A 24,927-nucleotide genomic window follows, 5' to 3' on the forward strand; every position below is an offset into this window, starting at 1 on the left:
TTTTATTCTCTTTTTTAAAGGTTACAGATGAAAGATTTGAAAAAATATATTCTTTTTGACAATGATGGTGTTTTAGTTGAAACTGAAAAATGGTACTTTGAAGCAAATAAAAAATCTCTTGCTCTTTTAGGACTAAATCTTGAGATGGATTTTTATCAAAATATTATGGTAAAAGGTGGAAGTGCTTTTGAACTAGCAGAAATTTATAATATTGAAAAAGATATTATAGAAAAACACAGAAAAATCAGAGATGGTTTTTATCAAGAATTCTTACAAACAAAAGATATAAATATACCAAAAGTAAAAGATATTTTAAAAAATCTATCAAAAAAATATAAAATGGCAATAATTACAACTTCAAGAAGAGTTGATTTTGAACTAATTCATAAAAACAGAGGAATTGCTGATTTTATGGATTTTGTATTATGTGTTGAAGATTATACAAAAGCAAAACCAAATCCAGAACCATATCTAAAAGGTTTAGAAAAGTTTTGTTCAAAACCTTTTGAAGCAATAGTTGTAGAGGATTCTCAAAGAGGCTTAGAGAGTGCAAAAAGAGCAAATCTTGATTGTATTGTTGTAAAAAATGAGTTTACAATAAATCAAGATTTTAAAAAAGCTGATTTTTTTATAAATAAGCTAGATGAGCTTGAAAAACTTCTATAAAATACTATCCAAATAACTTTGACTTAAAACCTTTTATAAATTCTATTGATTTATCTTTATTTATATCCTCTTTTTTATCTGTAAGGTAATAGAAAAAACTTCCAGTTTTAACTTTTCCTACAATCATTAAAGAGAGTAAAATAATAAAAATAGGAATAAAAATATAAATAAGCAATTTTGTTTTTCTATTCATCTTTTTTTTGGGACTAAAAAATTCTCTATCTATTTGAACTTTTAAATCTTGAAGTATATTTTTAGGAAGATTATTTATTAAAAATAGTTCTGATCTTTCATCTGTTTGACTTTTTAGTTTTTTTATTTCATTTTCATCTAAAATAGTCAAAAAATATACAATCTCAATTCCACTTGATGATATTTCACTATCTAATTCTCTCCAATTTGAAATATTTACACCCAATTCCTCTTTGCATTTTTTTATTATTGTTTCAAGTGGAGTTGCATTTAATTCAACTTTTCCACCTATTCCATTGTATAATCCTTTTTCCCAATCTGGATTATTCTTTTTTAATAATAATATTTCTTTATTATCAGTTATTATACCTACAACCACCCTCATTTATACTCATTTCATTTTAAAAATTTAAATATTTTTAAGAAAAAACAAAAAGATAATTTTTTTGTATTGTGACATATTAAAATATAATTAAGATTAAAAAACTTATTTTAATACAAAATTAAGCTATTTTTTTAGTTTTATAATAAAAAAGAGCTTTTAGCTATTTTTTATTATATTTTCTGCCTTATTTGTAAGTTTTTTCTTATGTAAAAGTTCAGTTTCTCTTTGAGTAAAACTATTTTTAGTTTCAAATTTATCTTTTTTCTCTTTTTTTATATTACTTTTTTCATCATTTGTACTATTTCTAAAAAGTGTTAAAATTAAGTAAATAGACAATAAAGAGTTAAAAATTACTATAAACCATTTTAGAGCTAAAACATATTTTAAATATTCAATATTTTGTGTAAGTTTTAGATATTCAACAACATCACCATAAATAAGTCCAGAAAAAAGTGCCACTAAAAGAAGAAAAAAGACAAAAATAGCTCTTTTTCTAAACTTATATAAGTAGTACCAAAAAACAGCTGATTTTACTTGTTTAAACAATTATTATCCTTACACAAAAAAGTTTATACCCAAAGCAGCAAGAGCTACAACTAGGGATTTTGTTTTTAAATCATCAACTATTTTTCTCTCTTCATCAGCAATAATTATCTCTAAATCTTCATCACTAAAATCATTTATATTTTTACTATTTTCTATTAATCTAGCTTTAGTTGCAATTATTGCTTTTTCTCTAATCTTTAAATTTATCATATCTTTTAGTTGTTTGCTTTTTATTTTTGGATAATCAAAAAGTTTTGTTGTATTTTCACTTGCTATATTTATAAGCTCTTTTGATTTTGATTTCAAAATATCTTTTATTTTCATCTATTTTCCTCGTTTTTATCATATTATAGGAGCATTTTAACCTTTTTTTAATTATACTTAACATATTTTAGATTTAACAAGTTTTAAATCAACTCGTTGATTTCTTTAGAGTTTTCCTACTTTTAGCAATTTTCATAAATTGCGTTAAAAAGTAGTCAAAAAATTACAGGTTCCTTTTAAATAAGGAATACGAAATTTAAAAGGAAAAATATGAAAATAGTTTTAAGCATAGCAGGAAGTGATAGTAGCGGTGGAGCTGGTATCCAAGCTGATATAAAAAGTGGATTTTATCATAAAGTTTTTATGACAACAGCAATTACAGCAGTTACAGTACAAAATACTTTAGGAGTTAGCGATGTAGTTGTTTTGAAACCTGAATTTGTAGTAAAACAGATAAAATCAGTAATAGAAGATTTTAAAGTAAATTGTATAAAAATAGGAATGTTAAGCTCAAAAGAACTTATTTTTGAAGTTTTTGAAACTATAAAAGATTTAAATATTCCAATAGTTTTAGATCCTGTTGCTATTTCAAGAGCTGGTTCAAAACTACTTGATGATGAGGCTATAAATAGTTTAAAATCAAACTTTAAATATGCTTATTTAATAACACCAAATAGTTTAGAAGCCAAACTTTTTTTTGATGTAGAAAATATAAACGATATAAAAAATTTAAAAAATATTCCAACAAATATCATCTTTAAAAATATAATAAAAAGTGATAATCAAACAGTAGATGTTTTGTTGAAGAAAAATGGGAAAATTAAAATTTTCAAAGGTAAAAAAGCTAGTATTTCAAATACTCATGGAACAGGTTGTAGTTTTAGTGCTTCTATTGCTTCACTTCTTGCAAGAGATAAATCTCTTTGTAAATGTATAAAAAAATCAAAAAAATATATCTACAAAGCTATAAAAAATGCTCCAAATTTTGGAAGAGGAAATGGACCTATAAATCACATTTTATAAACAAAGCCTATACAAAGTCAAACTTTAGTATATTTACACAAAATTTTTAGGAAAAATCTATGAAAGAATTTCTACAAAAAGCAAAACAAAGTAGTCGTGTTGTAGCAACTCTTAGCACAGCTATAAAAAACCAAACTCTTCTACAATTTGCGGATGCACTTGAGGAAAACTCATTTTTCATTATTGAAGAAAATATTAAAGATATGAAACTTGCAAGACAGCTTGATTTAAGCTCTGCCATGCAAGATAGATTATACTTAAACGATAGCAGAATTCAAGATATGGCAAATGCTATAAGACAAATTGCTTCTCAAACAGAACCAGTTGGAAGGATTTTAGATGGTTGGCTTACTAAAGATAACTTAAATATTCAAAAAGTATCTATTCCAATTGGTGTTATTGCAATTATTTATGAAAGCCGTCCAAATGTAACAAGTGATACAGCAGCACTTTGTTTTAAAAGTGGAAATGTTTGTGTATTAAAAGGTGGAAAAGAAGCTGAAAACTCAAACAAAGCAATAGCTAAAATAATACAAGATGTTTTAGAAAAAAACAGTCTTCCAAAAGAGATAGTTTCACTACTTCCTGATAGTAGCAGGGAAGGTGTTGCAAAATTGATTGTTGAAGATAAATATGTAGATTTAATAGTTCCAAGAGGTGGTGAAGCTTTAATTAAATTTATCACTCAAAACTCTAGCATACCTGTAATCAAACATGATAAAGGAGTTTGTCACACTTTTATAGACAAAGATGCAAATGCAACAAAATCTATAAATATTATAGTAAATGCAAAATGCCAAAGACCAAGTGCTTGCAACTCATTAGAAACTCTTTTAGTTCATCAAGAGATAGCTCCTTATATATTACCAGGAATTCAAGAAGAGCTTAGCACTTATGGGACTATTTTAAAAGGTTGTCCAAAAACTTTGGAGTATATAAAAATTGCTCCAGCAAAAGAGGAAGATTTTTATATTGAGTATTTAGAAAATATTTTAAATATTAAAGTTGTACAAAACCTAAATGAAGCAATAGAGCACATATCAAAACATGGCTCAGGACACTCTGAAGCAATTTTAAGTGAAAACTATACTGCAATAAATAAATTTTTAAATGAAGTTGATGCAGCTTGTGTATATGCAAATGCAAGTACTAGATTTACAGATGGTGGAGAGTTTGGTCTTGGGGCTGAAGTTGGAATTTCTACAAATAAACTTCACTCAAGAGGACCTATGGGAATAAATGATTTAACAACATTTAAATACAAAATTTACGGACAAGGACAAGTTAGAACAAAATGAGTACAAATAGACTTTTTTTAATATTTTGTAGTGTTATTGCAACACTATTTTTTTGGCACTATTTAGGTGAAAAGGCAATTTTAAAAGATAATTCAAATAGCTTTGATAAGCTTCAATGTGTATCTTATGCACCTTATGGAAAAGATGAATCACCATTTTTCTTTGAAAAAGGGATGGTTTTAAAAGAAGAGAACATAAGAAAAGATATGGAACTTCTTTCTAAATATACTTCTTGTGTAAGAACTTATTCAACTGTTGGGCAAGAACTTGTTCCAAAAGTTGCAAAAGAGTTAGGAATGCAAGTTTTGATGGGAATTTGGATAGGTAAAGAAGAGAAGCAAGCAGTTGCTGAAATTGCTACTTTAAAAGAGTTAGCTGCACAATATCCTGAAGTTATAAAAGCAATTATTGTAGGAAATGAGGTTCTTCTAAGAGGTGATCAAACAGATGTACAACTAGCAAAATATATAAAAGAGGTAAAAGAGGCTCTTCCACAATATCCTGTAACTTATGCAGATGTTTGGGAATTTTGGCTTAAATATCCAAAAATAAAAGAACTTACAGATTTTGTAACTATTCATATTTTGCCATATTGGGAAGATGAACCAAAAAATATTCATGATTCAATTGAACATGTAAAAAATGTAAGAATTGAAGTAGAAAAAGAGCTTGGAACTTCAAATATTTTAATTGGTGAAACAGGATGGCCAAGTGAAGGAAGAATGAGAGAAGATGCGGCTCCTAGCAAGATAAATCAAGCAATTTATATAAGAGATTTTGTAAAACTAGCAAATGAAAATAACTGGCAATACAACATAATAGAAGCAATAGACCAACCTTGGAAAAGAAAAAGCGAAGGTGCTGTTGGTGGTTTTTGGGGAATTTTTGATAAAGATAGAGCAGATAAAAATGTATTTAGTGGAGATGTTTCAAACTTTCCAAACTATTTATATTTAGCTTTTGGTTCTTTAGTTTTAATATTTGGATTTTTTATAAGATTTAGAAATGAACAAACATCAACAATTAGACTTATAACTTTTAGTGTTGTAAATACTATATTTGCTTCGTTATTTATGCTTCAAGTTGAACAATATGTTGTAGTTTCAAGAAACAACTTAGAAGCTATTTGGGCTATTTTACTTTTAGGAACACAGCTTTATGTATATTATGAGCTTTTAAAACATATAGTTTCTAAAAATCAATATGAGATTATTTCTAAAGTTGCTTTCTACTTTAGTATGATTTTTATATTTATTATGACTGTAAATATAGCTTACAATGGAAGATATGAGAATTTTGAAATTTACGGATTAATAATACTTGCTATTTCATTCCTATGGTCATATTTTGGAAAATTTGATAGATTAAAATTTGGAAATTTCGAAAGACTATTTGCTATTATTTTATTTATAAATACTCTTGTAATGGTTTACAACGAAACAACTCTAAATATTTTTAGCAATATTTTAGCTGTTATAAATCTTGTATTTGTGATTATTTTATGTGTTGGTTCTTTAAAAAATAGTAGTTTAAATGAGTTAAAAAAACCAATTATTTATATTGTAGCTATTTGTATTGCTATCTTATTATTCAAACATGGTTTTATTATGAATAGAGATATGGATATTTCTTGTAAACTAAATGGTGGTGGATTCTTATGTTCAATTATTGGAAATGTTTGGTATTTACTATATTTTAACTATATTGGAATTGCAGCGATTATAGCTTCTGCATTTGCACTTTTAGTAGATAAAAAACCATTTATAATAACTGCTTTAGTTTTAAGTATCTTAGCTTCAATGCTTACAAATACATTTTTAGGAGCTATTGCATTTATTATCGTACTTTATGCTATAACAAAAGATAAAGATAAAAAACTATTAAACTAAAAAAATAGATTGAAGAAAATCTTCAATCTATTTTATTCTTCTTCACCCTCTGTTATAATTACATCTATAGCTTTTACTGGAAAATTTGGTAGTTTAAATTTATTATCTTTTATATCAATATTAAAGTTTGCATTTTTTGCAATTTGCATTTGCTCAACACCCAAAGATTTACTAATTTGCTTTAGAGGAACACTATTGTAAACCCAAATTTTATACTCACCCAACTCCCAAATATCGCACTTATATCCTAAAACATTCTCATTACCCAAAAATTTTGCACCCATCTCTTTAAATGCTTCTCTATTTTTTGTATTTGCAATAGGATTTTCATCATCAACACTTAAATCTTGAGAATAAATTATCTCATCATTAAAATCTGCTGTATAAATTTTACCTTTTGAAATTTTATAAGTATTTCTCTCTTCTTCAACTATAGAGCCTATTTTTTGAGTAATAATCTCATCAAATAACTCTAAATTACCAAAATCTTTAAAGTACAAAGTACTACTTCCACTAAAAGTATGATCTTTTGAATTTGTAGTTCCTAAAATATCATATTCAACAATACCAGATTTTATATCATATCTGTTATTTTGAGCAAATAAATTGCAAACACTAAACAATAAAATTACAACTGCTATTTTTTTCATATATTTTCCTCATCATAAATTGACAAAATTATACATCTATACAGATAAATTTACTATATACGATTGTATGATTATGTTAGAATTATCAAGCTTTAATAATTTAAATATATTTTTTAATCTATTAGAGTTTATATATAAATTTTAAAAGGAAAAAAATGAACTTAATATCTCTTCAAATGAAAACTTGTGAGAATTTTGAAACAAATCTTGAAAATTTAAAAAATTTAATTCTATCTTGTGAAAATAACTCGCTAATTTTAGCACCTGAATTAGCACTTGTAGGTTTTGCATATGATAAGATGGAAGAAGCAAGTATTTTTTCAATCAAAGCTATAGATGAGATAAAAGAGCTTTCAGAAAATAAAATTATAGCAATTACTACAATTATAAAAGAAGATGATAAGTTTTATAATAGATTATTTATTTTTTTTAATAAAGATATTGTCCATATTCAAGATAAGATAAAACTCTTTCCTCTAGGAGATGAAGATAAATATTTTACTCCATCAAAAGAGAATAAAATAAAAATTATAGAGATAAATGGTTTAAAAATAGCAACTTTAATATGTTTTGAGCTTAGATTCCCTACTCTTTGGGAACAAATAAAAGGTGCTGATATTATTTTAAATCCAGCTATGTGGGGAATAAAAAGAAAAGAACATTATGAAACTATTAGCAAAGCTCTAGCTTTAGTTAATCAAAGTTTTGTAGTTGCAAGCAATAGTTCAAATGATAATATGGCAAAAGGAAGTTCTATAATATCGCCCTTTGGAAATCTTATAAAAGACGATAGCAAAACAATTTTAGAAGCAAAATTTGATAAAGATGAAATTTTAAAAGTTAGAAAGTATATAGATATTGGATTAAATTAATTTTGTTTTACAATTATTACACAATTTTAAATTATTATCTAATCCTATTAAAAAAATTTAAAAAAGGAGAAAACATTGAAATTTAAATCTTTATTACTGATTTTACTATTTATTTCTAATGTTTTTGCATCTAATGTAGATATAAAGAACTTAACACAAGAGCAATTAGAAACACTAAAAGAGATAAAAAAACATGGAGAAGATACTGGACTTAGTTATACTTTGATGGCAATAGCAATCAAAGAATCAAGACTTGGTGAGTATATGGTAAACCTTGATACAAAAGATTTTGGTCTTTATCAAGCAAATATTAAAACTGTTTTAAGTAGACAAAATATAAAAGATACTACTTGGAATAGAAATGTTTTTGCATCAAAATTAGTTTCTGATTTTCAGTTTGCTACAAAAAATGCAATAGAAGAACTTACTTTTTGGCAAAAAATTCATAGAAATGATTGGACAAAAGTTTGGGGAAGCTACAATGCTGGTTATAAATTTAATAGCAAACAAGCAAAAGAGTACTCAAAAGAGATTGCTCTAATAATTAAAGAACTAAAAAAATTCAATGTATAAAATCTAGCAACTAGTTTATTCTAGTTGTTATTTTAACTCTTTTTGATACTAATTATCATATTTTAATAAAAATCAAAGTTTTATTTTACTAATATTTTGATATTAATTATCAATATAAAGGGAAACAATGAGTATTTTAATAATTGGTGGAGACCAAATATCTCAAATATCTTCTATGCTAACACAGCTTGGAGCAAAAACTATAAATCACTGGGATGCAAGAAAAAAATCTTCAGCACCTAAGAAAAAGTTACCACAAGATACAGATTGTATAGTTATGATAACATCTTTTTTAAACCACAACACAATGCTAAAATATAAAAGTGAAGCAAAAAAAAGAAATATTCCATTTATTTGTACGAAAAGGTCTATATCTTGTGTATATGATGAATATGTAAAAATTATGGGCATAAAAGATTGTAGTCAATGTTATGTAAACTGTTCTATTAAAGAGTTATAAAGTTTTATCTATTTTCAATAAAAAAATAATATAAACAAAGAGCTAAAACTCTTTGTTTTAAAGATTTTTATAAATATTTATCAACTCATTTTTATCGATTTTATGGTTTGAGTTATATGGAAATTTATCTAACACAACAATATCAGCTGGAATCATATAATATGGAAGATTTTTTGAGATATTCTGTTTTAAAACTTCAATATCCAAAGATTTGGAACATATAACAAAAGAGATAATTTTTGAAACATCATTTCCTCTTTTTAGTGCAATTGTGATTGATTCATTTATAGTTTTATCACTAAGAAGCTCTTTATCTATCTCTCCTAACTCTATTCTAAATCCATGAAGCTTTATAAGCTCATCTTTTCTATTTGCAAAAAAGAGTAAATTATCTTCAAAATAACCAAAATCCCCTGTTCTAAAACTTCGTTTTTCATACTTTTTTTCAAATTTTTGCTTATTTAAATCTTCATTTTTAAAATATCCAATAGATACATTATCTCCAACTATTTCAAGCTCACCAATATTTTGCTCATCAATATCTAATAAATTTATCTTTGAATTTTCTTTTACATAACCAACTGGTAAATTCTTTGAATATTTTTCTAAAATATCAAAAGTAATCTCTATCAAAGTTGTAGCAACAGTAGCTTCAGTTGGTCCATATGTATTTAAAACAATAGAAGATGGAAAACTATTCTTTATTCTTTTTACAGTGTTTGCTGGTAAAACCTCTCCACAAAAAAGGAAAGTTTTTAAAGTTTTTATATTTTCTTCTACAAACTCAGATGAAAGCAGAAGCTTACTAATAAATGATGGAGTTGAAATCCAAACATCACAAGAGTATTTTTTTAATCTTTCAAAATATAGAAGATGATTTTCTATAATATCTTTACTATTTAAAACAATAGTTGCTCCTAAAGATAAAAATCCAACTAACTCATAAACAGATAAATCAAAACTAAAAGGTGCTTGATTCATAAATACGCTATTTTTTGATAGTCCAAAATCGCTATTTAACCACTTTTCAAAATCCAAAATAGAGTTTTGTGTAATTTGAACACCTTTTGGCTCACCTGTACTTCCTGATGTAAAAATAATATAGATTATTGGGTCACTTAATAAATATGAAATAGATATATTTTTTTCATCAAAATCTATTTTATTTTCTATTGTATCTATCTTAATAGCAGATTTTACAATACTTGCTATTTTATCAACTCTATCTTTTGGATAAATCGTATCAATAGGAATATATGGAAATCCTAAACTCATACAGCTTATAATACTTACTATAAAATCTACTTCTTTATGTCCATAAATAACAACTGGATGCCCTTTTGGAAGATTATATTTTTGAAGTTTTTTCTTAAAAATATCTACTTCATTTTTTAACTCACTCCAAGTTAAATCTTTGTTGCTTCCACAAACAGCCAATTTGTCAAAATCTTTTTCACACTCAACAAAATCTAAAAGTTTAAAATCAAATCTCATAAAGGAACTCTCCCACTAAAAATATATAGAGCAAAAACTGCTGCATTTATCATCAAAAATCTTTTTAAATTTATACTTATAATATCTGGGAAAAATGAAAAATAATCATATCCACCCTTTTTAACATACAAAACATAAGAGTTGTGAATACTTGAATAAATTCCAAATAAAAAACCACTAAAAATAAAATACCAAGTTAAACCATTCCAAACTCCCATAAGCAAAAAAGTGCATGTTATTGCAATATTTTGTATAAGTAATTTTCTTTTCTTTAGAAAATCAAAATTATGCAGATATTTATATAATGGCTTAAAAAAGTAATCAGTTAGCCAACTTCCTAAAGTTATATGAAATCTTCTCCAAAAATCTTGTGGATTTGCTGCAAGATATGGATGATTAAAGTTCATTGGAATAAAAATACCCATCATGATGCTAAGTCCAACTGCCATTGCACTATAACCAGCAAAATCAAAAAAAAGATAAGTTGTGTATGCATATGCACCATTTGCCATATCAAAAAATAAAGTACTATTTTCATCTATTTTTCCAAGCCAAAACAGAGTAACAAGCTTTGCAAAAACGAATTTAAATAAAACTCCAACAGCTAAAATCTCCCAACCTTTTAAGATATTTACTAAAGTTAAATTTGTATAACCTTTTTGTAAATCCTCTTGAAATCTATATGATCTATCTATTGGACCTGCTAGCAGAGTTGTTGGAAATAGTAAAAATGATGTAAACTCAAAAAATGATAGTTTTCCATAGTTATGACTATCAACTATTGCTTGAATAGTCCTAAATGTAATATATGAAATACCAATAAGCTTAAACATAGGATTTTCTAAATCAATTTTATGCAACATCATAGGAAAAGCTATAACAATCATTGGGAAGAGTGTCTCTTTGTACTCATTTTTTACAAAAATATAGTAAACAACATAAGTATAAATAAGAAGTAAAAAAAGTCCATAAGAATCGGGAATAGCAAAAGATATATAAGCAACAACAGCTATAAAAATAAGCATTTTATATGAGATAAATTTACTTAAAATATTTTTAAATGTATGTAAAAAAATAATAAATGCAAAACATATTATAAAAAATCCAACTCCTGAAAAAGGAAAGAAATCATACATTAAAACTCCTCATATACGAATTCAACAGTAGAATCAACATCATTTCCACTTAAATCATTTATATTTTCATAAGCTAAAATATACAAAAGACCAACTATCAAAAGTAGATATATAAAAAAGAATTTAAAAAAATATCTCAAAAAATTTCCTTATTTAACAAAATAATCAACTATTTTTTGATTGGCTTTAACCCAACCAAACTCACCAAAATGAACAATATCTGTTAAAGTTCCAATCTCATAATCCTCTTTTTTATATGTCCACATATCCATATATTCGAAGTTATGTTCCAAAACTTTTGATTTTATTGTTTCCATAAGTAAGTTTGCATTTTCTCTATTTTTTATAAAAATATCAGGATGTAAATCTTGCATTATAAAAAGTGGTTTAATTTTATAACTATCTAAAAAATCAAGTAAATCTAAAAAATCTTGATACTCTTCATTTTTCTCCAAAGATGATGGTATTACTATTTCAAATGGAAAATTATTTTTTGCAATTTGTGGTTCAATATATTTTGAATAATACTCATTTTGAATTCCAAACTTATTATTTGAAGATGAAGTTTCTATATTTTTTGCTTCATTTTTTAAATCATCAAAATTCAAATCTTGCTTTATATAACTAATATCTTGTGATTTTACATATTTTTCATCAAATTTTTCTATTATAAACTTTTTAATTTTATTATTTATATATTCATCTTTTATTTCTTTAAATGTTGTTTCATATATAAAAGTTGGATCTTTGATATATGAGATATTATTTTGAATATAATCGCTTATTAAAAATTTATACTTATCTTGTGTTTGACCTTCAAAATAAAGTTTATTCATCATTCCCAAATTCATATATTCTAAAAATTTTGCCATAGTAAGACCATTATCACTACTTCCTGTAAACCAACTAGGAGATAACATAACTACAACTTTTGCATTTTGCCTTACTTTTTTATTATCAAAGGCTGCTAGTTGAGACAATATAACAAAGGATTGATGACCTTCATTTCCTTGAACTCTTAAAGGTATTTTTAAATCATTATTAAAAAAGTTTTGAGGTAAAAATTTTTGATTAGGATAAACTACTAATTCAGAAGAGCCAAATAATACAATTTTCCCACTTTCTAAATCACTTTGTAGCTCAACTGTTTTTTTAAGAGAGTCTAAATAAGTAAAATAGTAGTCAAATAATTTATCTTTTGTAAGAAAAAGTAAGATAAAAACTACAAGAAATGCAAAAAATAGAGCAGAAATATTTAATACTAAACGATTACTCACCAATTCTACTTTTTATGTAATCAACCAATTTGCTAATACTATCAAAATTACTCTCTATGATATCTCTAGTATCAATTTTTATACTAAACTCATCTTCTAGCATCATTGCTAAATCAACTGTTCCCATACTATCAATCAAATTTGATGTATATAGTGGATCATCTATTTCAACACTTTTAAAAGCAATCTCTTCAACCAAAGGTTTAATCCTATTAGCAATATCCATTTTATTTCCTAAAATTTTTTATCTAAAACAAGTGGAATTATATTAAATATTTTAGAATTTTGAGCAAGAAAATAAAAAATATTTGTAATTTTATTGCTACTTTATTTAAATACAATCCAGATTTATATTTAGGAGTAAATTATGATACTAAAATTTAAAGAGTTTTACCCAAAAATCGCCTCTTCAGCGTGGGTTGCACCAAGTGCTGATTTAATTGGAAATATACAAATAGGAGAGAATAGTTCTATTTGGTTTGGCTGTGTAATTCGTTCTGATATAAATGAGGTGAGAATTGGTAAAAATACAAATATTCAAGATTTATCTTGTATTCATACAGATACCAATTCAAAAACAATTATTGGAGATAATGTAACTGTTGGACATAAAGTTATGCTTCATGGCTGTATTATTGAAAATAACTGTCTAATTGGAATGAGTGCCACAATTTTGGATAATGCAGTAATTGGTGAAGGAAGTATTGTAGGAGCAAACTCTTTAGTGACAGCTGGAAAAGTTTTTCCACCAAAAAGTATGATTATGGGAAGCCCTGCAAAAGTTGTAAGAGAACTAAGCAATGAGGAAGTTCAAGGTTTGATAAACCATGCTATGCACTATGTAGATTATAAAAACGAATATAGTTGATATTTTAAGACTTTTAAGAAAAAATAGATATAATTCCGTCTATTTTTTCTATGCGGATGTGGTGGAACGGTAGACACGCTACCTTGAGGTGGTAGTGCATTACGTGTGTGCGAGTTCAAATCCCTGAAAGACTCTATTTTATTATGGTATTTACAACATATTTTTAAGTCAAAATATCACATCATAATCTAAAACTATTAGTATATAAAGTATCTTTTTCGTTACTTATTTTAAAACCATCTAAATATTTTACAATGTCACTTTCTAAGATATTTACTTTATTATATAAACTATAAATAAATGGTGTAATAATTGCATCATGTGATATAAATAAAGTATTATCACTTTCATTTAGAATAAACTTTTTTAATTCATTTATTGCTATATTAATATTCTTAAAACCCTCAATAGCATTATTAGATAACTGCATATTTATTATATCTACAAGATTATATTTCTCAAATACATTCATTGCTTTTTCAGAATCAGATATAAATACTCCTGGATTACCAAGTAAAGTTGATTCTAAAACTTCTAAGTCTCCATATGTTTCTTTTATATGATTTGCAGTTTCTACGCATCTAATTATTGGACTTGTTACAATTTTACTAATTTTAATATTATTCTTTTTCAAAGACATACCATAGTTTCTACTATCTGTTATACCTTTTTGAGATAATTTTGAATGAACTTTACTATTTTCCTTATGTGCATGTCTAATTAGATATTTCATTTTTTTTAACCTCTATTAAAGATATTAAAGTATCTAAACTATATATATTCTTGATATATAAATTAGCTTTTTTCAATATATATTCAAAATCTTTTTTTGTTCTCTCATATCCACCTACAAAATTTAATAAATGAAATGACAAAGTTATTCCTTTATCATTTTTTGAATTCTCAGGAACAACTGTTTCTAAAAGATATAAAGTATTATTAGAAGTCATATTATTAGATATATTTTGTAATATTTTTATAGCCTTATCATCTTCCCAATCATGTAAAACTCTACATAATAAGAATACATCTGCATAAATTTTATATTTTACAAAAAAATCTATCCTTTTAGAATTAATATTATTTGTATTAATATACTTGTCTATTACAATAGGTTTTATATTTTTATAAATATTTAGAATTTGATTAATAAAACTTCCACTTCCTCCTCCAATATCACATACAATTTCATTTTTTAATTTCATATATTTTATTAAATTAGAATAATCTATATTATAGAAATCATTAATTTTTTGAGATAAATATAAACACTCCTTATTGTTTGCTAAAAAATCAAAATAATGTTCTCTAAATAGTTTAGTAAAAGTTTCACCTCCTTTTTTTAGTGAATCAACTAAATGTGATATTGTTTTAAATGGTAAGTCTTGCCAATATAAAATTATTGGTTTTAACTTATTTTCAATTAACAATCCTTTTTTAGTTAAATTGTTTTCTTCATCAATAAATTTTTCAACATATAACCACCTTAATATTAATTTTTTAGAGATACTCGGTAAATCTATATCTTCAATATTGTTTAATTCTTTTAATATATCAAGTTTTAATATTGAAAATAAAATTTGATACTTGAAAAAAGAAAAGTTTTCTTCTAATATTTCATTGATATTAATTTCATGGTTAGCAATTAAAAAAGTAGAATAGTCTTCCTCATTTAATAATATCTTGTTATTATCAAAGGTTGTTGCTAATGCGAATCCATTATAAAAATCTTCTAGCTTTGTATATCTGTTATCATATAAGGGATCACCATTTTTATTTATATGAAAATAGCCTTTTGTATCTTTTGCTATGGCAAAACCTTTATGAAAAATATTTAATTCATCAAAATACTTCTTATGTATTAAATTTCCATTCTCATCAATATGCGTTGATTTTCCATTTTTATCAATTACTACTGCAATATTATATTTAAAGTCTCCAACATATGAGTATTCTTCTTCATATAATTTTTTACCAAATATATCTATATGAAAATATTTATCATCATTATTTCTAACAGAACATTTATTTTCATTAAAATTTCCAACCCATTTATATTTTTGTGGATAAGCTTCTTTTCCAGTTAAATTAATATGAAACCAACCATTTTTATCTTTTACAGCTGATAAACCATCATAAAAACCATAAGCTTTAATAAAATTTATATCAAATTGCTTTTCATTTTTTTCATTTATAAAAAAAGATTCATTTTGATTTTCAACTGGGGCTATACCATTATGAAAACTCATAACTCTTTTATATCTGCTATCATACAATGGTTTATTATTTTTTATGTGATGAGTTTCGTCAAAAGAAATACTAATCATTAGAAATCCTTAATGAACAATCTTGACATATACTCTCTTTTTTATAGTTTTCAGATAACTTAATATATTGATTAGAATTAAATAATTCTAAAATATTTATATCGATTATATTTCCCCAATTCCCCAATGTATTTCGTAAATCTGATGGAGCACAGCAAATATTATAATTACCTTTATGGTCAATCCATAATTCTCTATTTAAAAATGGACAAGTATAATTATCTGGAATATATGATTTTCCATCTTTTATGTTTAATTTATCAAAATTTACTAACTTTATAAAATCTCTATATTTATCGATTTTATTTATAAATTTATTCCACTCATTTATTCTATAAGGGTCATTTTTTAAGGACTCATTTTCTATTTCATTAAATGTTATCCATAAGTGATGCCCTTTTACTCTATTGATATTATGTTCAATAGCAAACTTAATCAATTCTTCAAGATATTTAATATTTGAATTCAAAAAAGTAACTTGTAATGTAATAGATACATTTGGATATTCATTATCTCTTATTTTGACAAATTCTTTTATATTTTCTAACTTTTTGTATGTATTGTCTTTAACCATAATTTTACTATTAATATCATCATTAATACTATTTATAGATATTTTAATATCACTTAAAATTGGTAAAAGTTTATGAGCCCAATTTTGAATGCTATCATTAGGAAATGTTCCATTAGTAGTTAAATTTAGTTTTACACTTGAAATTGATATTTTGCTAATAAAAATATCAATGTATTTATATATTAAAGGTTCTCCCATAGTAGTAGGAATAATTTCTTTTACACCTAATTCAATAACTTCTTCTAATGTTCTTTCTAAAAGTTCTTTATCCATATATTTTCTATTTGGTTTAAAATCAGTATTATATATGCTATGAGTATCACACATTATGCAATTTAAGTTACATTGATCAGGATTTGTGTCAATTGTAACTCTCCAAGGTTTATTTATCATAATAACTCTTTATAAAGTTTAACTATATTTTTCACATCTTCTTTTATATCTATTATTAAATCCCTTGAATTTTCTAATTCATTTAACATTTCTGGTCTATTTGAAATCATTGTAATTATCTTTTCTAATTCTTTACTATTTCCAGCTTCAAATGTATATCCATTAACACCATTTTTTACTAGTTCAGACATTCCTCCTAAATTAGAAGTAATTACTGGTATTCCTGCTAAAAATGCTTCTTGTATTACAAGAGGTGCATTTTCAAGCCATATAGAAGGAACAATCAAAACATCAATATCATTTAATACTTCATTAATATTATTGTTATGATATGACCCTTTGAATTTAATATTTTCTGTTTCTAAAAATCTTTTTTGAATCCCAATTCCACCATAAATAGATAATGTTTCATTTTCTAAATTTTTAAAACAATCTACTAATACTTTGATACCCTTTGTAGGAATTACTCTTCCCATAAAACCAAAGTTAATTTTCATTGCATTATTAAAAACTTTTCTATTATATTTTATTTTTTCAGTATTAAAACCATATTTTAAATAAGCAATTTTTTCTTCACAAATATCTTGTTTAACAAAAAAATCTTTTAATGTAATTGATGGAGAAATAAATTTATCAATCATATTTATAGATTCGTTCATATGTTCAATTATTAGTTCAACTTCTTTTTCATTTACAACATAATTAGAACAATTAAAACATTTATCAATAGAAGGTCCTGAGCATATCTTACCTTCCTTATTTATAAGTTGTCCTTTTACACAATATAGCCAGAAATCATGAATTGTATAAATTATTGGTATATTATTTTTTTTTACAATCTTTATAAAATTAGTTGATAGATGACTTAAATGTCCAATATGAACTATATCTGGCATAATACTTTTCAAATAATTCTCAAATATTCTATCTATCTCTTTATCATAATATTTATCAGTAAATAAATAATCTTTTTTAGGTTTATTTACTCTTACTATATTTATATTTTCATAACTTTCTTCATATATTTTATAATTATCATCAAATTCGTTTTCTACTCTTGTAAATACAGTTACATTAATATCTTGATTTATTAGTTCTTTAGCTAAATGATATGAATAAACTTCACTTCCCGCCATATAATCTGGTGGGAAACCATGAATAATCTTTAATACTTTCATTTCATAGCCTTTAAATAATTTGGTATAGATTTTTTCAATCCTTCTTCCAATGACATAAATTTTTCACTTTTTAAAATAGTTTTTATTTTTGTTGGGTCACCGATAAATTTTTCGACGTCATAATTTCTTTTAGTATTTATTTTTACTTTTGCATCTTTACCTAAAATATTTTCTATATATTTAATCAAATCGTTTAATGACCAACCAATCCCAGGCAAAATATGAAAATCATCAATTACGTTTTGTTTATCTTTTATATATTTTATTGCTTTATAAATTGTATTAACTGTATCATCTATATGTGTAAAATCTATTATCTGCCCTCCACCTTCAATTTGTAATTGTTCTTCAAATGCAATTGCTTTAATAAAACGTGGAATAACTCTATCAAAAATATCAAACTCATTCCCATAAACATTAGCAAATCTTAAAACCAAACAATTATTATTATTTTTCTTAGCATAATTACTAAATAGATTTTCTCCCTCTAGTTTTGACTTTCCATATATATTTACATAGTTCTTTTCAAATGTTTCTTTTACGGGTAATTTTATTGGTTCTCCATAAACTTCTCTACTACTAGCAAAAATCAACCAAGGGTTTTTTTTGCTAGTAGATTTTTCTAAACATTCTAATAAGGTTTTTGTTCCATTTATATTTATATCTATACACTTTTTTGGATTATTTTGTGCAACAACAACTCTTGAAACAGCTGCTAAATGAATAATCCCGTCAAAGTCATGAAACTCTAATAATTCATTAACTTTACTTTTATCTGTTACATCAATTTTTATAAAATCTACATTTTGTAACTCTAAATAAGGTTTATTTTTTTTGTTATTATCTTCTATATCAATTATTGTTATATGATAATCTAAGTTATGGAGTTTTTTAGTTAGCGATAAACCTATAAATCCCATTCCACCAGTTATTAATATTTTTTCTATTTTATATCCTTGAATAATTTATTCTTTTTATTTTAGCAAAAAGTAAATAATTTTTTTCATTTCCTTTTATAATCTGTATAAACATGAGTCATCTTGGCGCAAAAAATAAAAAATTCCAAGGCAAAGAACAAAAGAAAATTCAAGATTTTTTAGAAGAACAAAATTTTGAGAATCAAGAATAACTTATTGTTAGAAACATCTTTAAAAGATAAGTAGTATAACATAAAATAATGTATCAAAAAGTACTAATTAAATATTACGACTTCATTTTCTAATTAAGATTTATTGTGATAGAATTTCAATCCAATTTATGCGGATGTGGTGGAACGGTAGACACGCTACCTTGAGGTGGTAGTGCATTACGTGTGTGCGAGTTCAAATCTCGCCATCCGCACCAAAATAAAACAACAAAATATCTCTAGCTTTTTATCGATTCTAACTTTAATTTAAAATTTATTAAAAATCAAGCTATTTGCCACACAAAAGTCACACTAATTTTGTATTATTATCAAAACTTATAAAAATCAAGGGAATAATATGCCAGAGCTTGAAACTGCTTTTAAGTTACACTATTTTATATAATAACCTTCATCTAAAATATTTTTTATAGTATCTTTTGGAAGTTTTGCTCTTAGCCTTTTTATCAATGTTCTTATTGCAACAGAAGTTTTAGCAACTCCACTATATACAAACTCTTCGATTTGATTGTGAGTAATTTTTTTACCTCTATTATTTAGGAGTAAAAATAGCAAATTTCTCTCTGATTTTGTAAGAGTTATCTCATTTTCATTTTCATACAAAGCTCTTTTTTTGATATTAAAAAAAAGATTTTCTATTTTTTCTATCTCAAATTGATTTGTAATTATGCAATATTTAACAGATGAAGATTTTGGTGAAGATGATGAAAATGGGTGGATTGAGATTTGAAGTTTATGATTAAATTGTGGTTAAAATAGATTGGAATTTCAATCTATTTTATATTATCTATCATTCTTTTTTTTGTTGAAGTATTTTTTAGTTCATTTTGATAATTTATTGAGATTGTATCAACCTGCTCTAAAATAGGCTTATAGTTAAGCTTTAACTCTTCTTTCGCTTCATTTAAAGAATTTATAATCTCTTGCTTAAAATCATCTCTATTAAAATATTCATCTCCACTTACAACAATTGCATCCGTTCCAAACCAAGCAACAACAGCTGCTCCAACTCCGCAAATAATTGCTGCTGGTCCACAAGCAGCAACTCCAGAGGTTGCAGCAACTCCAGAAGCTGCTGCTTTTGTTGCAATTTTAGCAGAAACTTTTGCAGTAACCTTAGCAGAGATTTTTGTAGCTATAGAAATAGCTAGTTTTGTAGCAATTGCAGTTCCTATAACTGTTGCTTTTATATCTACAAGATTGTGTTCTATATTATTTCTTATATTTTGTGTTAATTGCGATAAACTACTTTTATTCAACTCTAAATCCACATTTTGTGTTGCAATATTTGTAGTGAAATTTATATGTTCAAATATTTGTTTATCTGTATCATTGACTATTGTATTTGACATTGCATTTAATTTCTCATTAAAATCTTTTCCTAAAACTTTTTCATTTATAAGTTCATTAATATTTCCAAAAAAATCTTCAAATAACATAGCTCCAAATTCTGTATATTCGCCTTTTACACTATAATGAAAATCCAAATATCCATCTAAATTTTTATCTATAATCTCATCAAAAAGTTTATCAATATTTTCATTTATTATAGAGTTTATATTCTCTTTTGTAATTTTAAGATTTTCTAATATTTGAGGAGCATTTTTTTCAAGATTTTGTTTCATTTCATCTGTTAAAATTTCAACATATTTTGAAGTTATAGGAGTTTTTTCTAAATTATCACTTTTTTGTTGCTCATTATTTTGTTTTATAAAAATAATAATCAAAAAAACCAAACTTACAAATATGAAAAATATAATAGTATTCCAAAAATATTTACTCATTTGTTTCTATCTCTTTTTTGTCTTCTATTTTTTCTCTAATTTTAGAGCTTAAACTTACAATTTGAACTATAAACCTATTTAATCCCAAAATTGAAATAGCATTTACAACTATAAACAAAATCCAAACTATATTTTTAAGTTCTTGATTCTCTAGTATTTGTGAACTTTGTTTTGTAAAAAACCAAAAATGTGTATCAAGTTCTACTTTTAATCGTAAAATGTAATCCAAATATTGACAATTTGATGATAGAGAATTTGTTGCAAGTTTCAAACTCTCTTCTAAATTAGTTGTTAAATAACTTGGTTCATAACTATAAATAAATAAAAATATATAAACAACAAAAAGAATCAAAGATGAAATTTTTATTGTAAATTCTTTTGCAAAAATCTCTAAATGCTTTTCGTGAACAATATTTGAAAACCATAGCAAAAGTTTATGATATAAAACAAAAACAAAAGCTATAAAAAATCCCAAAAATATATAAAAATACCACTCAAAAGAGACCACAACATAGATTATAGAAATAGTATAAATAAGTGAAATAATAAGATAAAAAATCATAGTAAAATATGGGGAAGTTATGATTTTTGCTATAAAAGTATCCTCTTTAAAATAGCAGTTTTTAAAGCAATTTTTTTCTCTCATTCGTTTTTGAAAAAAACTGTAAGATATTAAAAAAACAATAAATACATAAGCTATTAAAGAGTAACAATTATATTTATAAGTAACTTGTATAAAAAACAGAACCAAAATAGGAAATAGTATAGAAAATATTAGCGGTTTTATTTTATTTGTTGTCATTTTAATCTTTTTTTATAGTTGTTATATAAAGAATTTGATAACTCTTTAAAATTAAATGCTGGAATAAACTTTTCTCTAGTTTCGAAATACTCAAGGATAAGCCCATTTAAGTTCAAAAAAGTAAATATATCTTTGTAGTTTATTAAAGTCTTCATTTACACTCCTTTTTCAAAGTAAAATTATATAAAACTATTGTGACTTTGATATTGCATTTGTTACTTTACTATAAACTATATTGCTCTTTAAAATTTGCAAAAGCAACTTCAATACTTGGTATAGATTTATAATGTGTTTTAAGAAATCTTACTTTTTTTGTTTTAAGATTGCATACTGCAATTCTAAAATTTGAACCAATAAATGGCTCTACTACACAAATAATATTATCTTCAACTTTCCTTGTAGCATAAATAGTGCCTTGAAGTTCAGAGAAAAAATATTTTGGATAACTCAATGGAGTTATCTCTACAATATCTATATTTTCAGAATTCTCAAGAGTTTGTGCAAGAGTTAAAGCATCCTCATAATTATCAAAAGAAACGCACCAGTCATCAAATTTTTTATTAAAATGTTGTAAATCTTCATCTAAAAATCCACCTGCTAAATATTGTAAAGCAAAAATAGCCACATAAACACCTTTTAATTATATACAATTTTAAAAATTTATTCTAACATAATGAACTATAACAACAGATGAGATTTTTAATAGCAAAACTATGATAAGCTTGTATGTTTTAAAAAATAATATACTAAATAAAGATAAAAATTGGAAAAAATAGAACTTTTTACAGATTCAAGTGTAAATCCACAAACAAAGATAGGTTTTGCTGCATTTTTAGCTAAAAATGATGAAAATATAGTTTTACAAGAATTAAATAAAAATATAAAAATAAAGAAATTTGAAAATACTAGCTCAACAAGATTAGAGCTACAAGCTCTACTTTGGGCGATAAATGAGATAGAAAAAGAGAAAGGTAGTTTATTAAATATTTTAATTGATGTTTATACAGATTGTCAAAATATAGTTAATCTAAAAACTAGAAAATCCAAGCTAGTAGACAATAATTATCATTCAGGAACTGGAAAACTAATAAAAAATCATGATTTATATAAAGAGTTTTTTGAAAAAGAGAGTAGATTAAATCTTAATATTATTAAAGTAAAAGGTCACAAAAAAACAGCTCTAAAAGATAATATTGATAATATTTTCAACCTTGTAGATAAGGCTTCAAGAAGTGCATTAAGGAATGAATTTAAAGATAAAATAGTTTAGTTTAAAATACTCCTCAAATTTAGATTTATCCTATTTCCATCTTCAAAACTTTCAATATTTATTCCAATACTATTTTTATCGCAAAACTCTTTTACAACAGCAAGTCCTATTCCATAACCAATATTTTGTGAATTTTCTTGAAAATATCTATCAAAAACTAGCATAATATTTTTCGTATCAATTCCCAAACCTTTATTAAAAATTGATAATACACTATTTTCAAATGATATTTTAATATATGGATTTTCTTTACTATTATATTTAATTGCATTAGAAATAAGATTATCTAAAACTATTATAAAACCATTATAATCACTATGTAAAACTACATTATTTGGAACAAAAACTTCAATAATTGTATCTTTTTTTATATCTTCAAATTTATCTAAAGAGTTCTTTAAAGCATCAAGTAAAGAAAAATCTTCTAAATCAATATTTTCAAACTCTTTTTTAAATTCGTACTCCATATTGTTATACAAGGAGCTTAAACTATCATTTGCTTTTTCTATTCTTTCTAGCCTTGTTAAACTTTTTGTATCTGTTAAATCTTTTTTTAGAAGATGAATATTTATTTTTATTGTAGATGTTGGAATATTTAATTCATGCAGTCTATTTTTTATACTATTTTTTATATTCTCTTCGCTTTGAAAAATTGGTTTTAAAATTTTTGTAGATATTAATAAAAAAAACAAAGAACCAAAAAGTGTTAAAAAAAGTATAAAAATAAAACTATTTTCTATGATTTTTATCTCAAAAATTAAAAAATAGTTTAAAAAAAGAACAAGCAAAATAGTAAAAAAAACTAAAATAAAACTTGAAATAAAAAAATATATTTTTTTAAAGTTCAAATCTATACCCTATTCCTTTTATATTTGTTATTACATTTTGTTTTTTTTCAAAAATATTTTTTAAGCTATTTATATAAACTCTAATTGAGCCATCGCTATGAGTTTGAGATTTACTCCACAATCTATCTACTATCATATCTTTTGAGATAATTTTTTTCTCATTTTCTATAAAAAGTTCCAATAAGTCCAAAACTTTTACAGGAAGTTTTAAATCATTTTCATCTTTATACAATCTTTTCTCTTTTTTGTTATAAATCAAATTTTCTTCCAAAACTATATCTTCAAAACCTTTATTTTCTCTTTTAAATATAGCTTTTATTCTCAAAATTAATTCATCTAAATCAACTGGTTTTTTCAAATAATCATCACAACCTTTCAAAAAAGCATCTTTTAAAGTATCTTTGTCTTTATATGAAGTTAAAAAAATAGTTGATGTATTATCAGAACTTCCTCTTAAATTTTCAAGAGTTTTTAATCCATTTATTTTTGGAACATTTATATCAAAAATATATAAATCATAATTTTTATGAAAAGTAAAATCAAATACCTCTTCACCATCTTTTGCAATATCTACATAAAATCCTTCACAAACTAAGAAATCTTCAATACTAGAAGCAAATAATAAATCATCTTCTAAAAGTAAAATACTATACATTTTCTTTTTTCTTTTTAGGTTTTTGTTTTGATATATTTGAATATTTTCTATCTATTTTTTTTCTCTCTTTTAGCTCCATTTCAACAGAAAGAGTATCATTCTCTCTTATTCCTAATCGCTTTTCAATAGGAATTTTGCCTTTTAATCTTGGATTTAATCTAAAAAATTCATCAATATCTATATCAAAAGCTTGACCTTTGTTGTGAAGTTCTGCACTTTTTGGATAGCTTATAATATAACAACCTTGAAAATCGCTCTCAAGCCTTCCACCATAAGATATTTGCTTTAAGACATTAAATTTATTTAATATAAATAAAAAAATAAAAATTGATATAATAAAAATAGTAGTATCGATCATA

Annotated in this window: 31 protein-coding genes and 1 tRNA gene; 10 read left to right on the forward strand and 22 right to left on the reverse strand. The window is 24.6% G+C overall.

The genetic code is table 11. The features are described 5' to 3' along the window. Positions 1-27 precede the first annotated feature (27 nt). Positions 28-666, forward strand: a complete 639-nt coding sequence (locus tag CJ670_RS07925) for an HAD family hydrolase (RefSeq protein ID WP_105939564.1) — start codon at positions 28-30, stop codon at positions 664-666. 4 nt (positions 667-670) lie between these two features. Here CJ670_RS07925 and CJ670_RS07930 read toward each other — a convergent pair whose 3' ends face one another. From CJ670_RS07930 to CJ670_RS07940, 3 genes are all read right to left on the reverse strand, one after another. Next, on the reverse strand, positions 671-1,243 hold the full coding sequence (locus CJ670_RS07930; protein ID WP_105939565.1) for an NUDIX domain-containing protein: 573 nt from the start codon (positions 1,241-1,243) through the stop codon (positions 671-673). Positions 1,244-1,399: 156 nt separating this feature from the next. Continuing rightward, positions 1,400-1,789, reverse strand: coding sequence for a hypothetical protein (locus CJ670_RS07935; RefSeq protein ID WP_105910784.1), 390 nt, complete (start codon positions 1,787-1,789; stop codon positions 1,400-1,402). A 9-nt stretch (positions 1,790-1,798) separates the two neighbouring features. Continuing rightward, positions 1,799-2,113 carry a DEAD/DEAH box helicase family protein gene (locus CJ670_RS07940; protein WP_105910785.1) on the reverse strand — a complete coding sequence of 105 codons (315 nt, stop codon included), beginning with the start codon at positions 2,111-2,113 and terminating at the stop codon, positions 1,799-1,801. A gap of 210 nt (positions 2,114-2,323) precedes the next feature. Between CJ670_RS07940 and thiD the strand changes: the two genes are divergently transcribed. Genes thiD through CJ670_RS07955 form a run of 3 tightly spaced genes read left to right on the forward strand, consistent with a single transcriptional unit; the run spans position 2,324 to position 6,263 of the window. Continuing rightward, on the forward strand, positions 2,324-3,076 hold the full coding sequence (gene thiD / locus CJ670_RS07945; protein WP_105910786.1) for a bifunctional hydroxymethylpyrimidine kinase/phosphomethylpyrimidine kinase: 753 nt from the start codon (positions 2,324-2,326) through the stop codon (positions 3,074-3,076). A 59-nt stretch (positions 3,077-3,135) separates the two neighbouring features. Further along, the gene (locus CJ670_RS07950; protein ID WP_105939566.1) at positions 3,136-4,374 is read left to right on the forward strand and encodes a glutamate-5-semialdehyde dehydrogenase; all 1,239 of its coding nucleotides are present in this window, start codon (positions 3,136-3,138) and stop codon (positions 4,372-4,374) included. Further along, positions 4,371-6,263 (forward strand): glycoside hydrolase family 17 protein, encoded by a 1,893-nt coding sequence (locus CJ670_RS07955; RefSeq protein WP_105939567.1) that lies wholly within the window; start codon positions 4,371-4,373, stop codon positions 6,261-6,263. The genes CJ670_RS07950 and CJ670_RS07955 overlap by 4 nt, the downstream gene beginning before the upstream one ends. A 32-nt stretch (positions 6,264-6,295) precedes the next feature. On the opposite strand, the gene CJ670_RS07960 is transcribed toward CJ670_RS07955, so the two are convergent. Further along, complete coding sequence (locus CJ670_RS07960; RefSeq protein ID WP_105910789.1) at positions 6,296-6,913, reverse strand: hypothetical protein; 618 nt, start codon at positions 6,911-6,913, stop codon at positions 6,296-6,298. A gap of 155 nt (positions 6,914-7,068) precedes the next feature. On the opposite strand from CJ670_RS07960, the gene CJ670_RS07965 reads away from it, so the two are divergent. From CJ670_RS07965 to CJ670_RS07975, 3 genes are all read left to right on the forward strand, one after another. Next, entirely contained in the window at positions 7,069-7,785 is a 717-nt protein-coding gene (locus CJ670_RS07965; protein WP_105939568.1) for a carbon-nitrogen hydrolase family protein, read from the forward strand. A 75-nt stretch (positions 7,786-7,860) separates the two neighbouring features. After that, positions 7,861-8,358, forward strand: coding sequence for a transglycosylase SLT domain-containing protein (locus CJ670_RS07970; RefSeq protein ID WP_105910791.1), 498 nt, complete (start codon positions 7,861-7,863; stop codon positions 8,356-8,358). A 127-nt stretch (positions 8,359-8,485) separates the two neighbouring features. After that, positions 8,486-8,818 carry a DUF2325 domain-containing protein gene (locus CJ670_RS07975; RefSeq protein ID WP_105939569.1) on the forward strand — a complete coding sequence of 111 codons (333 nt, stop codon included), beginning with the start codon at positions 8,486-8,488 and terminating at the stop codon, positions 8,816-8,818. Positions 8,819-8,875: 57 nt separating this feature from the next. On the opposite strand, the gene CJ670_RS07980 is transcribed toward CJ670_RS07975, so the two are convergent. Genes CJ670_RS07980 through CJ670_RS07995 form a run of 5 tightly spaced genes read right to left on the reverse strand, consistent with a single transcriptional unit; the run spans position 8,876 to position 12,951 of the window. Beyond that, a complete protein-coding gene (locus CJ670_RS07980) occupies positions 8,876-10,312 on the reverse strand; it encodes an AMP-binding protein (protein ID WP_105939570.1) in 1,437 nt (478 codons plus the stop codon). Next, entirely contained in the window at positions 10,309-11,448 is a 1,140-nt protein-coding gene (locus tag CJ670_RS07985; RefSeq protein WP_105939571.1) for an MBOAT family O-acyltransferase, read from the reverse strand. The genes CJ670_RS07980 and CJ670_RS07985 overlap by 4 nt, the downstream gene beginning before the upstream one ends. Further along, a complete protein-coding gene (locus CJ670_RS10855; RefSeq protein ID WP_165785199.1) occupies positions 11,448-11,588 on the reverse strand; it encodes a hypothetical protein in 141 nt (46 codons plus the stop codon). The genes CJ670_RS07985 and CJ670_RS10855 overlap by 1 nt, the downstream gene beginning before the upstream one ends. A gap of 9 nt (positions 11,589-11,597) precedes the next feature. Next, complete coding sequence (locus CJ670_RS07990; RefSeq protein WP_105939572.1) at positions 11,598-12,725, reverse strand: D-alanyl-lipoteichoic acid biosynthesis protein DltD; 1,128 nt, start codon at positions 12,723-12,725, stop codon at positions 11,598-11,600. After that, entirely contained in the window at positions 12,718-12,951 is a 234-nt protein-coding gene (locus CJ670_RS07995; RefSeq protein WP_105910796.1) for an acyl carrier protein, read from the reverse strand. The genes CJ670_RS07990 and CJ670_RS07995 overlap by 8 nt, the downstream gene beginning before the upstream one ends. A gap of 141 nt (positions 12,952-13,092) precedes the next feature. On the opposite strand from CJ670_RS07995, the gene CJ670_RS08000 reads away from it, so the two are divergent. Continuing rightward, complete coding sequence (locus CJ670_RS08000) at positions 13,093-13,593, forward strand: gamma carbonic anhydrase family protein (RefSeq protein ID WP_105939573.1); 501 nt, start codon at positions 13,093-13,095, stop codon at positions 13,591-13,593. A gap of 181 nt (positions 13,594-13,774) precedes the next feature. On the opposite strand, the gene CJ670_RS08005 is transcribed toward CJ670_RS08000, so the two are convergent. The 5 genes from CJ670_RS08005 to CJ670_RS08025 are packed head-to-tail and all read right to left on the reverse strand — an operon-like array spanning position 13,775 to position 19,030. Continuing rightward, positions 13,775-14,326, reverse strand: a complete 552-nt coding sequence (locus CJ670_RS08005) for a phosphoglycerate mutase family protein (protein ID WP_105939574.1) — start codon at positions 14,324-14,326, stop codon at positions 13,775-13,777. Next, positions 14,310-15,920: a methyltransferase gene (locus CJ670_RS08010; RefSeq protein WP_105939575.1), complete on the reverse strand. Its 1,611-nt coding sequence runs from the start codon at positions 15,918-15,920 to the stop codon at positions 14,310-14,312. Before CJ670_RS08010 ends, CJ670_RS08005 begins: the two co-directional genes overlap by 17 nt. Then, positions 15,913-16,887: a radical SAM protein gene (locus CJ670_RS08015; protein WP_105939576.1), complete on the reverse strand. Its 975-nt coding sequence runs from the start codon at positions 16,885-16,887 to the stop codon at positions 15,913-15,915. Before CJ670_RS08015 ends, CJ670_RS08010 begins: the two co-directional genes overlap by 8 nt. Beyond that, positions 16,884-18,065, reverse strand: coding sequence for a glycosyltransferase family 4 protein (locus CJ670_RS08020; RefSeq protein WP_105939577.1), 1,182 nt, complete (start codon positions 18,063-18,065; stop codon positions 16,884-16,886). Before CJ670_RS08020 ends, CJ670_RS08015 begins: the two co-directional genes overlap by 4 nt. Then, positions 18,062-19,030: an NAD-dependent epimerase/dehydratase family protein gene (locus CJ670_RS08025; protein WP_342587570.1), complete on the reverse strand. Its 969-nt coding sequence runs from the start codon at positions 19,028-19,030 to the stop codon at positions 18,062-18,064. The genes CJ670_RS08020 and CJ670_RS08025 overlap by 4 nt, the downstream gene beginning before the upstream one ends. 294 nt (positions 19,031-19,324) lie before the next feature. On the opposite strand from CJ670_RS08025, the gene CJ670_RS08030 reads away from it, so the two are divergent. Then, positions 19,325-19,409 (forward strand) — tRNA-Leu (locus tag CJ670_RS08030). 172 nt (positions 19,410-19,581) lie between these two features. On the opposite strand, the gene CJ670_RS08035 is transcribed toward CJ670_RS08030, so the two are convergent. From CJ670_RS08035 to CJ670_RS08050, 5 genes are all read right to left on the reverse strand, one after another. Further along, positions 19,582-19,812 carry a winged helix-turn-helix domain-containing protein gene (locus CJ670_RS08035; RefSeq protein ID WP_165785200.1) on the reverse strand — a complete coding sequence of 77 codons (231 nt, stop codon included), beginning with the start codon at positions 19,810-19,812 and terminating at the stop codon, positions 19,582-19,584. Between the two features lie 170 nt (positions 19,813-19,982). Continuing rightward, positions 19,983-20,993 (reverse strand): hypothetical protein, encoded by a 1,011-nt coding sequence (locus CJ670_RS08040; protein WP_105939580.1) that lies wholly within the window; start codon positions 20,991-20,993, stop codon positions 19,983-19,985. Then, positions 20,986-21,795, reverse strand: a complete 810-nt coding sequence (locus CJ670_RS08045) for a hypothetical protein (RefSeq protein WP_105939581.1) — start codon at positions 21,793-21,795, stop codon at positions 20,986-20,988. Before CJ670_RS08045 ends, CJ670_RS08040 begins: the two co-directional genes overlap by 8 nt. Beyond that, complete coding sequence (locus tag CJ670_RS10860; protein ID WP_165785201.1) at positions 21,792-21,950, reverse strand: hypothetical protein; 159 nt, start codon at positions 21,948-21,950, stop codon at positions 21,792-21,794. Before CJ670_RS10860 ends, CJ670_RS08045 begins: the two co-directional genes overlap by 4 nt. A 68-nt stretch (positions 21,951-22,018) precedes the next feature. Further along, on the reverse strand, positions 22,019-22,420 hold the full coding sequence (locus CJ670_RS08050; protein ID WP_105910801.1) for a hypothetical protein: 402 nt from the start codon (positions 22,418-22,420) through the stop codon (positions 22,019-22,021). Between the two features lie 138 nt (positions 22,421-22,558). On the opposite strand from CJ670_RS08050, the gene CJ670_RS08055 reads away from it, so the two are divergent. Next, positions 22,559-23,065, forward strand: coding sequence for a ribonuclease HI (locus CJ670_RS08055; RefSeq protein ID WP_105939582.1), 507 nt, complete (start codon positions 22,559-22,561; stop codon positions 23,063-23,065). On the opposite strand, the gene CJ670_RS08060 is transcribed toward CJ670_RS08055, so the two are convergent. The 3 genes from CJ670_RS08060 to CJ670_RS08070 are packed head-to-tail and all read right to left on the reverse strand — an operon-like array spanning position 23,062 to position 24,926. Further along, the gene (locus CJ670_RS08060; RefSeq protein ID WP_105939583.1) at positions 23,062-23,913 is read right to left on the reverse strand and encodes a sensor histidine kinase; all 852 of its coding nucleotides are present in this window, start codon (positions 23,911-23,913) and stop codon (positions 23,062-23,064) included. The two genes, CJ670_RS08055 and CJ670_RS08060, sit on opposite strands and share 4 nt — an antisense overlap. Next, complete coding sequence (locus CJ670_RS08065) at positions 23,903-24,568, reverse strand: response regulator transcription factor (RefSeq protein ID WP_105939584.1); 666 nt, start codon at positions 24,566-24,568, stop codon at positions 23,903-23,905. Before CJ670_RS08065 ends, CJ670_RS08060 begins: the two co-directional genes overlap by 11 nt. Further along, positions 24,561-24,926 carry a hypothetical protein gene (locus tag CJ670_RS08070; RefSeq protein WP_105939585.1) on the reverse strand — a complete coding sequence of 122 codons (366 nt, stop codon included), beginning with the start codon at positions 24,924-24,926 and terminating at the stop codon, positions 24,561-24,563. The genes CJ670_RS08065 and CJ670_RS08070 overlap by 8 nt, the downstream gene beginning before the upstream one ends. Between the last annotated feature and the right edge of the window lies 1 nt (position 24,927).

Source organism: Arcobacter cryaerophilus gv. crypticus, assembly GCF_002993025.1.
Classification (GTDB): domain Bacteria; phylum Campylobacterota; class Campylobacteria; order Campylobacterales; family Arcobacteraceae; genus Aliarcobacter; species Aliarcobacter cryaerophilus_B.

Bases quoted from the DNA above. Each gene is read 5' to 3' on its own strand.
- CJ670_RS07925 (WP_105939564.1), top strand. From the start codon at position 28: ATGAAAGATTTGAAAAAATATATTCTTTTTGACAATGATGGTGTTTTA.
- CJ670_RS07930 (WP_105939565.1), bottom strand. From the start codon at position 1,243: ATGAGGGTGGTTGTAGGTATAATAACTGATAATAAAGAAATATTATTA.
- CJ670_RS07940 (WP_105910785.1), bottom strand. From the start codon at position 2,113: ATGAAAATAAAAGATATTTTGAAATCAAAATCAAAAGAGCTTATAAAT.
- thiD (WP_105910786.1), top strand. From the start codon at position 2,324: ATGAAAATAGTTTTAAGCATAGCAGGAAGTGATAGTAGCGGTGGAGCT.
- CJ670_RS07950 (WP_105939566.1), top strand. From the start codon at position 3,136: ATGAAAGAATTTCTACAAAAAGCAAAACAAAGTAGTCGTGTTGTAGCA.
- CJ670_RS07955 (WP_105939567.1), top strand. From the start codon at position 4,371: ATGAGTACAAATAGACTTTTTTTAATATTTTGTAGTGTTATTGCAACA.
- CJ670_RS07960 (WP_105910789.1), bottom strand. From the start codon at position 6,913: ATGAAAAAAATAGCAGTTGTAATTTTATTGTTTAGTGTTTGCAATTTA.
- CJ670_RS07965 (WP_105939568.1), top strand. From the start codon at position 7,069: ATGAACTTAATATCTCTTCAAATGAAAACTTGTGAGAATTTTGAAACA.
- CJ670_RS07975 (WP_105939569.1), top strand. From the start codon at position 8,486: ATGAGTATTTTAATAATTGGTGGAGACCAAATATCTCAAATATCTTCT.
- CJ670_RS07980 (WP_105939570.1), bottom strand. From the start codon at position 10,312: ATGAGATTTGATTTTAAACTTTTAGATTTTGTTGAGTGTGAAAAAGAT.
- CJ670_RS07985 (WP_105939571.1), bottom strand. From the start codon at position 11,448: ATGTATGATTTCTTTCCTTTTTCAGGAGTTGGATTTTTTATAATATGT.
- CJ670_RS07995 (WP_105910796.1), bottom strand. From the start codon at position 12,951: ATGGATATTGCTAATAGGATTAAACCTTTGGTTGAAGAGATTGCTTTT.
- CJ670_RS08000 (WP_105939573.1), top strand. From the start codon at position 13,093: ATGATACTAAAATTTAAAGAGTTTTACCCAAAAATCGCCTCTTCAGCG.
- CJ670_RS08005 (WP_105939574.1), bottom strand. From the start codon at position 14,326: ATGAAATATCTAATTAGACATGCACATAAGGAAAATAGTAAAGTTCAT.
- CJ670_RS08010 (WP_105939575.1), bottom strand. From the start codon at position 15,920: ATGATTAGTATTTCTTTTGACGAAACTCATCACATAAAAAATAATAAA.
- CJ670_RS08015 (WP_105939576.1), bottom strand. From the start codon at position 16,887: ATGATAAATAAACCTTGGAGAGTTACAATTGACACAAATCCTGATCAA.
- CJ670_RS08020 (WP_105939577.1), bottom strand. From the start codon at position 18,065: ATGAAAGTATTAAAGATTATTCATGGTTTCCCACCAGATTATATGGCG.
- CJ670_RS08040 (WP_105939580.1), bottom strand. From the start codon at position 20,993: ATGAGTAAATATTTTTGGAATACTATTATATTTTTCATATTTGTAAGT.
- CJ670_RS08045 (WP_105939581.1), bottom strand. From the start codon at position 21,795: ATGACAACAAATAAAATAAAACCGCTAATATTTTCTATACTATTTCCT.
- CJ670_RS10860 (WP_165785201.1), bottom strand. From the start codon at position 21,950: ATGAAGACTTTAATAAACTACAAAGATATATTTACTTTTTTGAACTTA.
- CJ670_RS08065 (WP_105939584.1), bottom strand. From the start codon at position 24,568: ATGTATAGTATTTTACTTTTAGAAGATGATTTATTATTTGCTTCTAGT.
- CJ670_RS08070 (WP_105939585.1), bottom strand. From the start codon at position 24,926: ATGATCGATACTACTATTTTTATTATATCAATTTTTATTTTTTTATTT.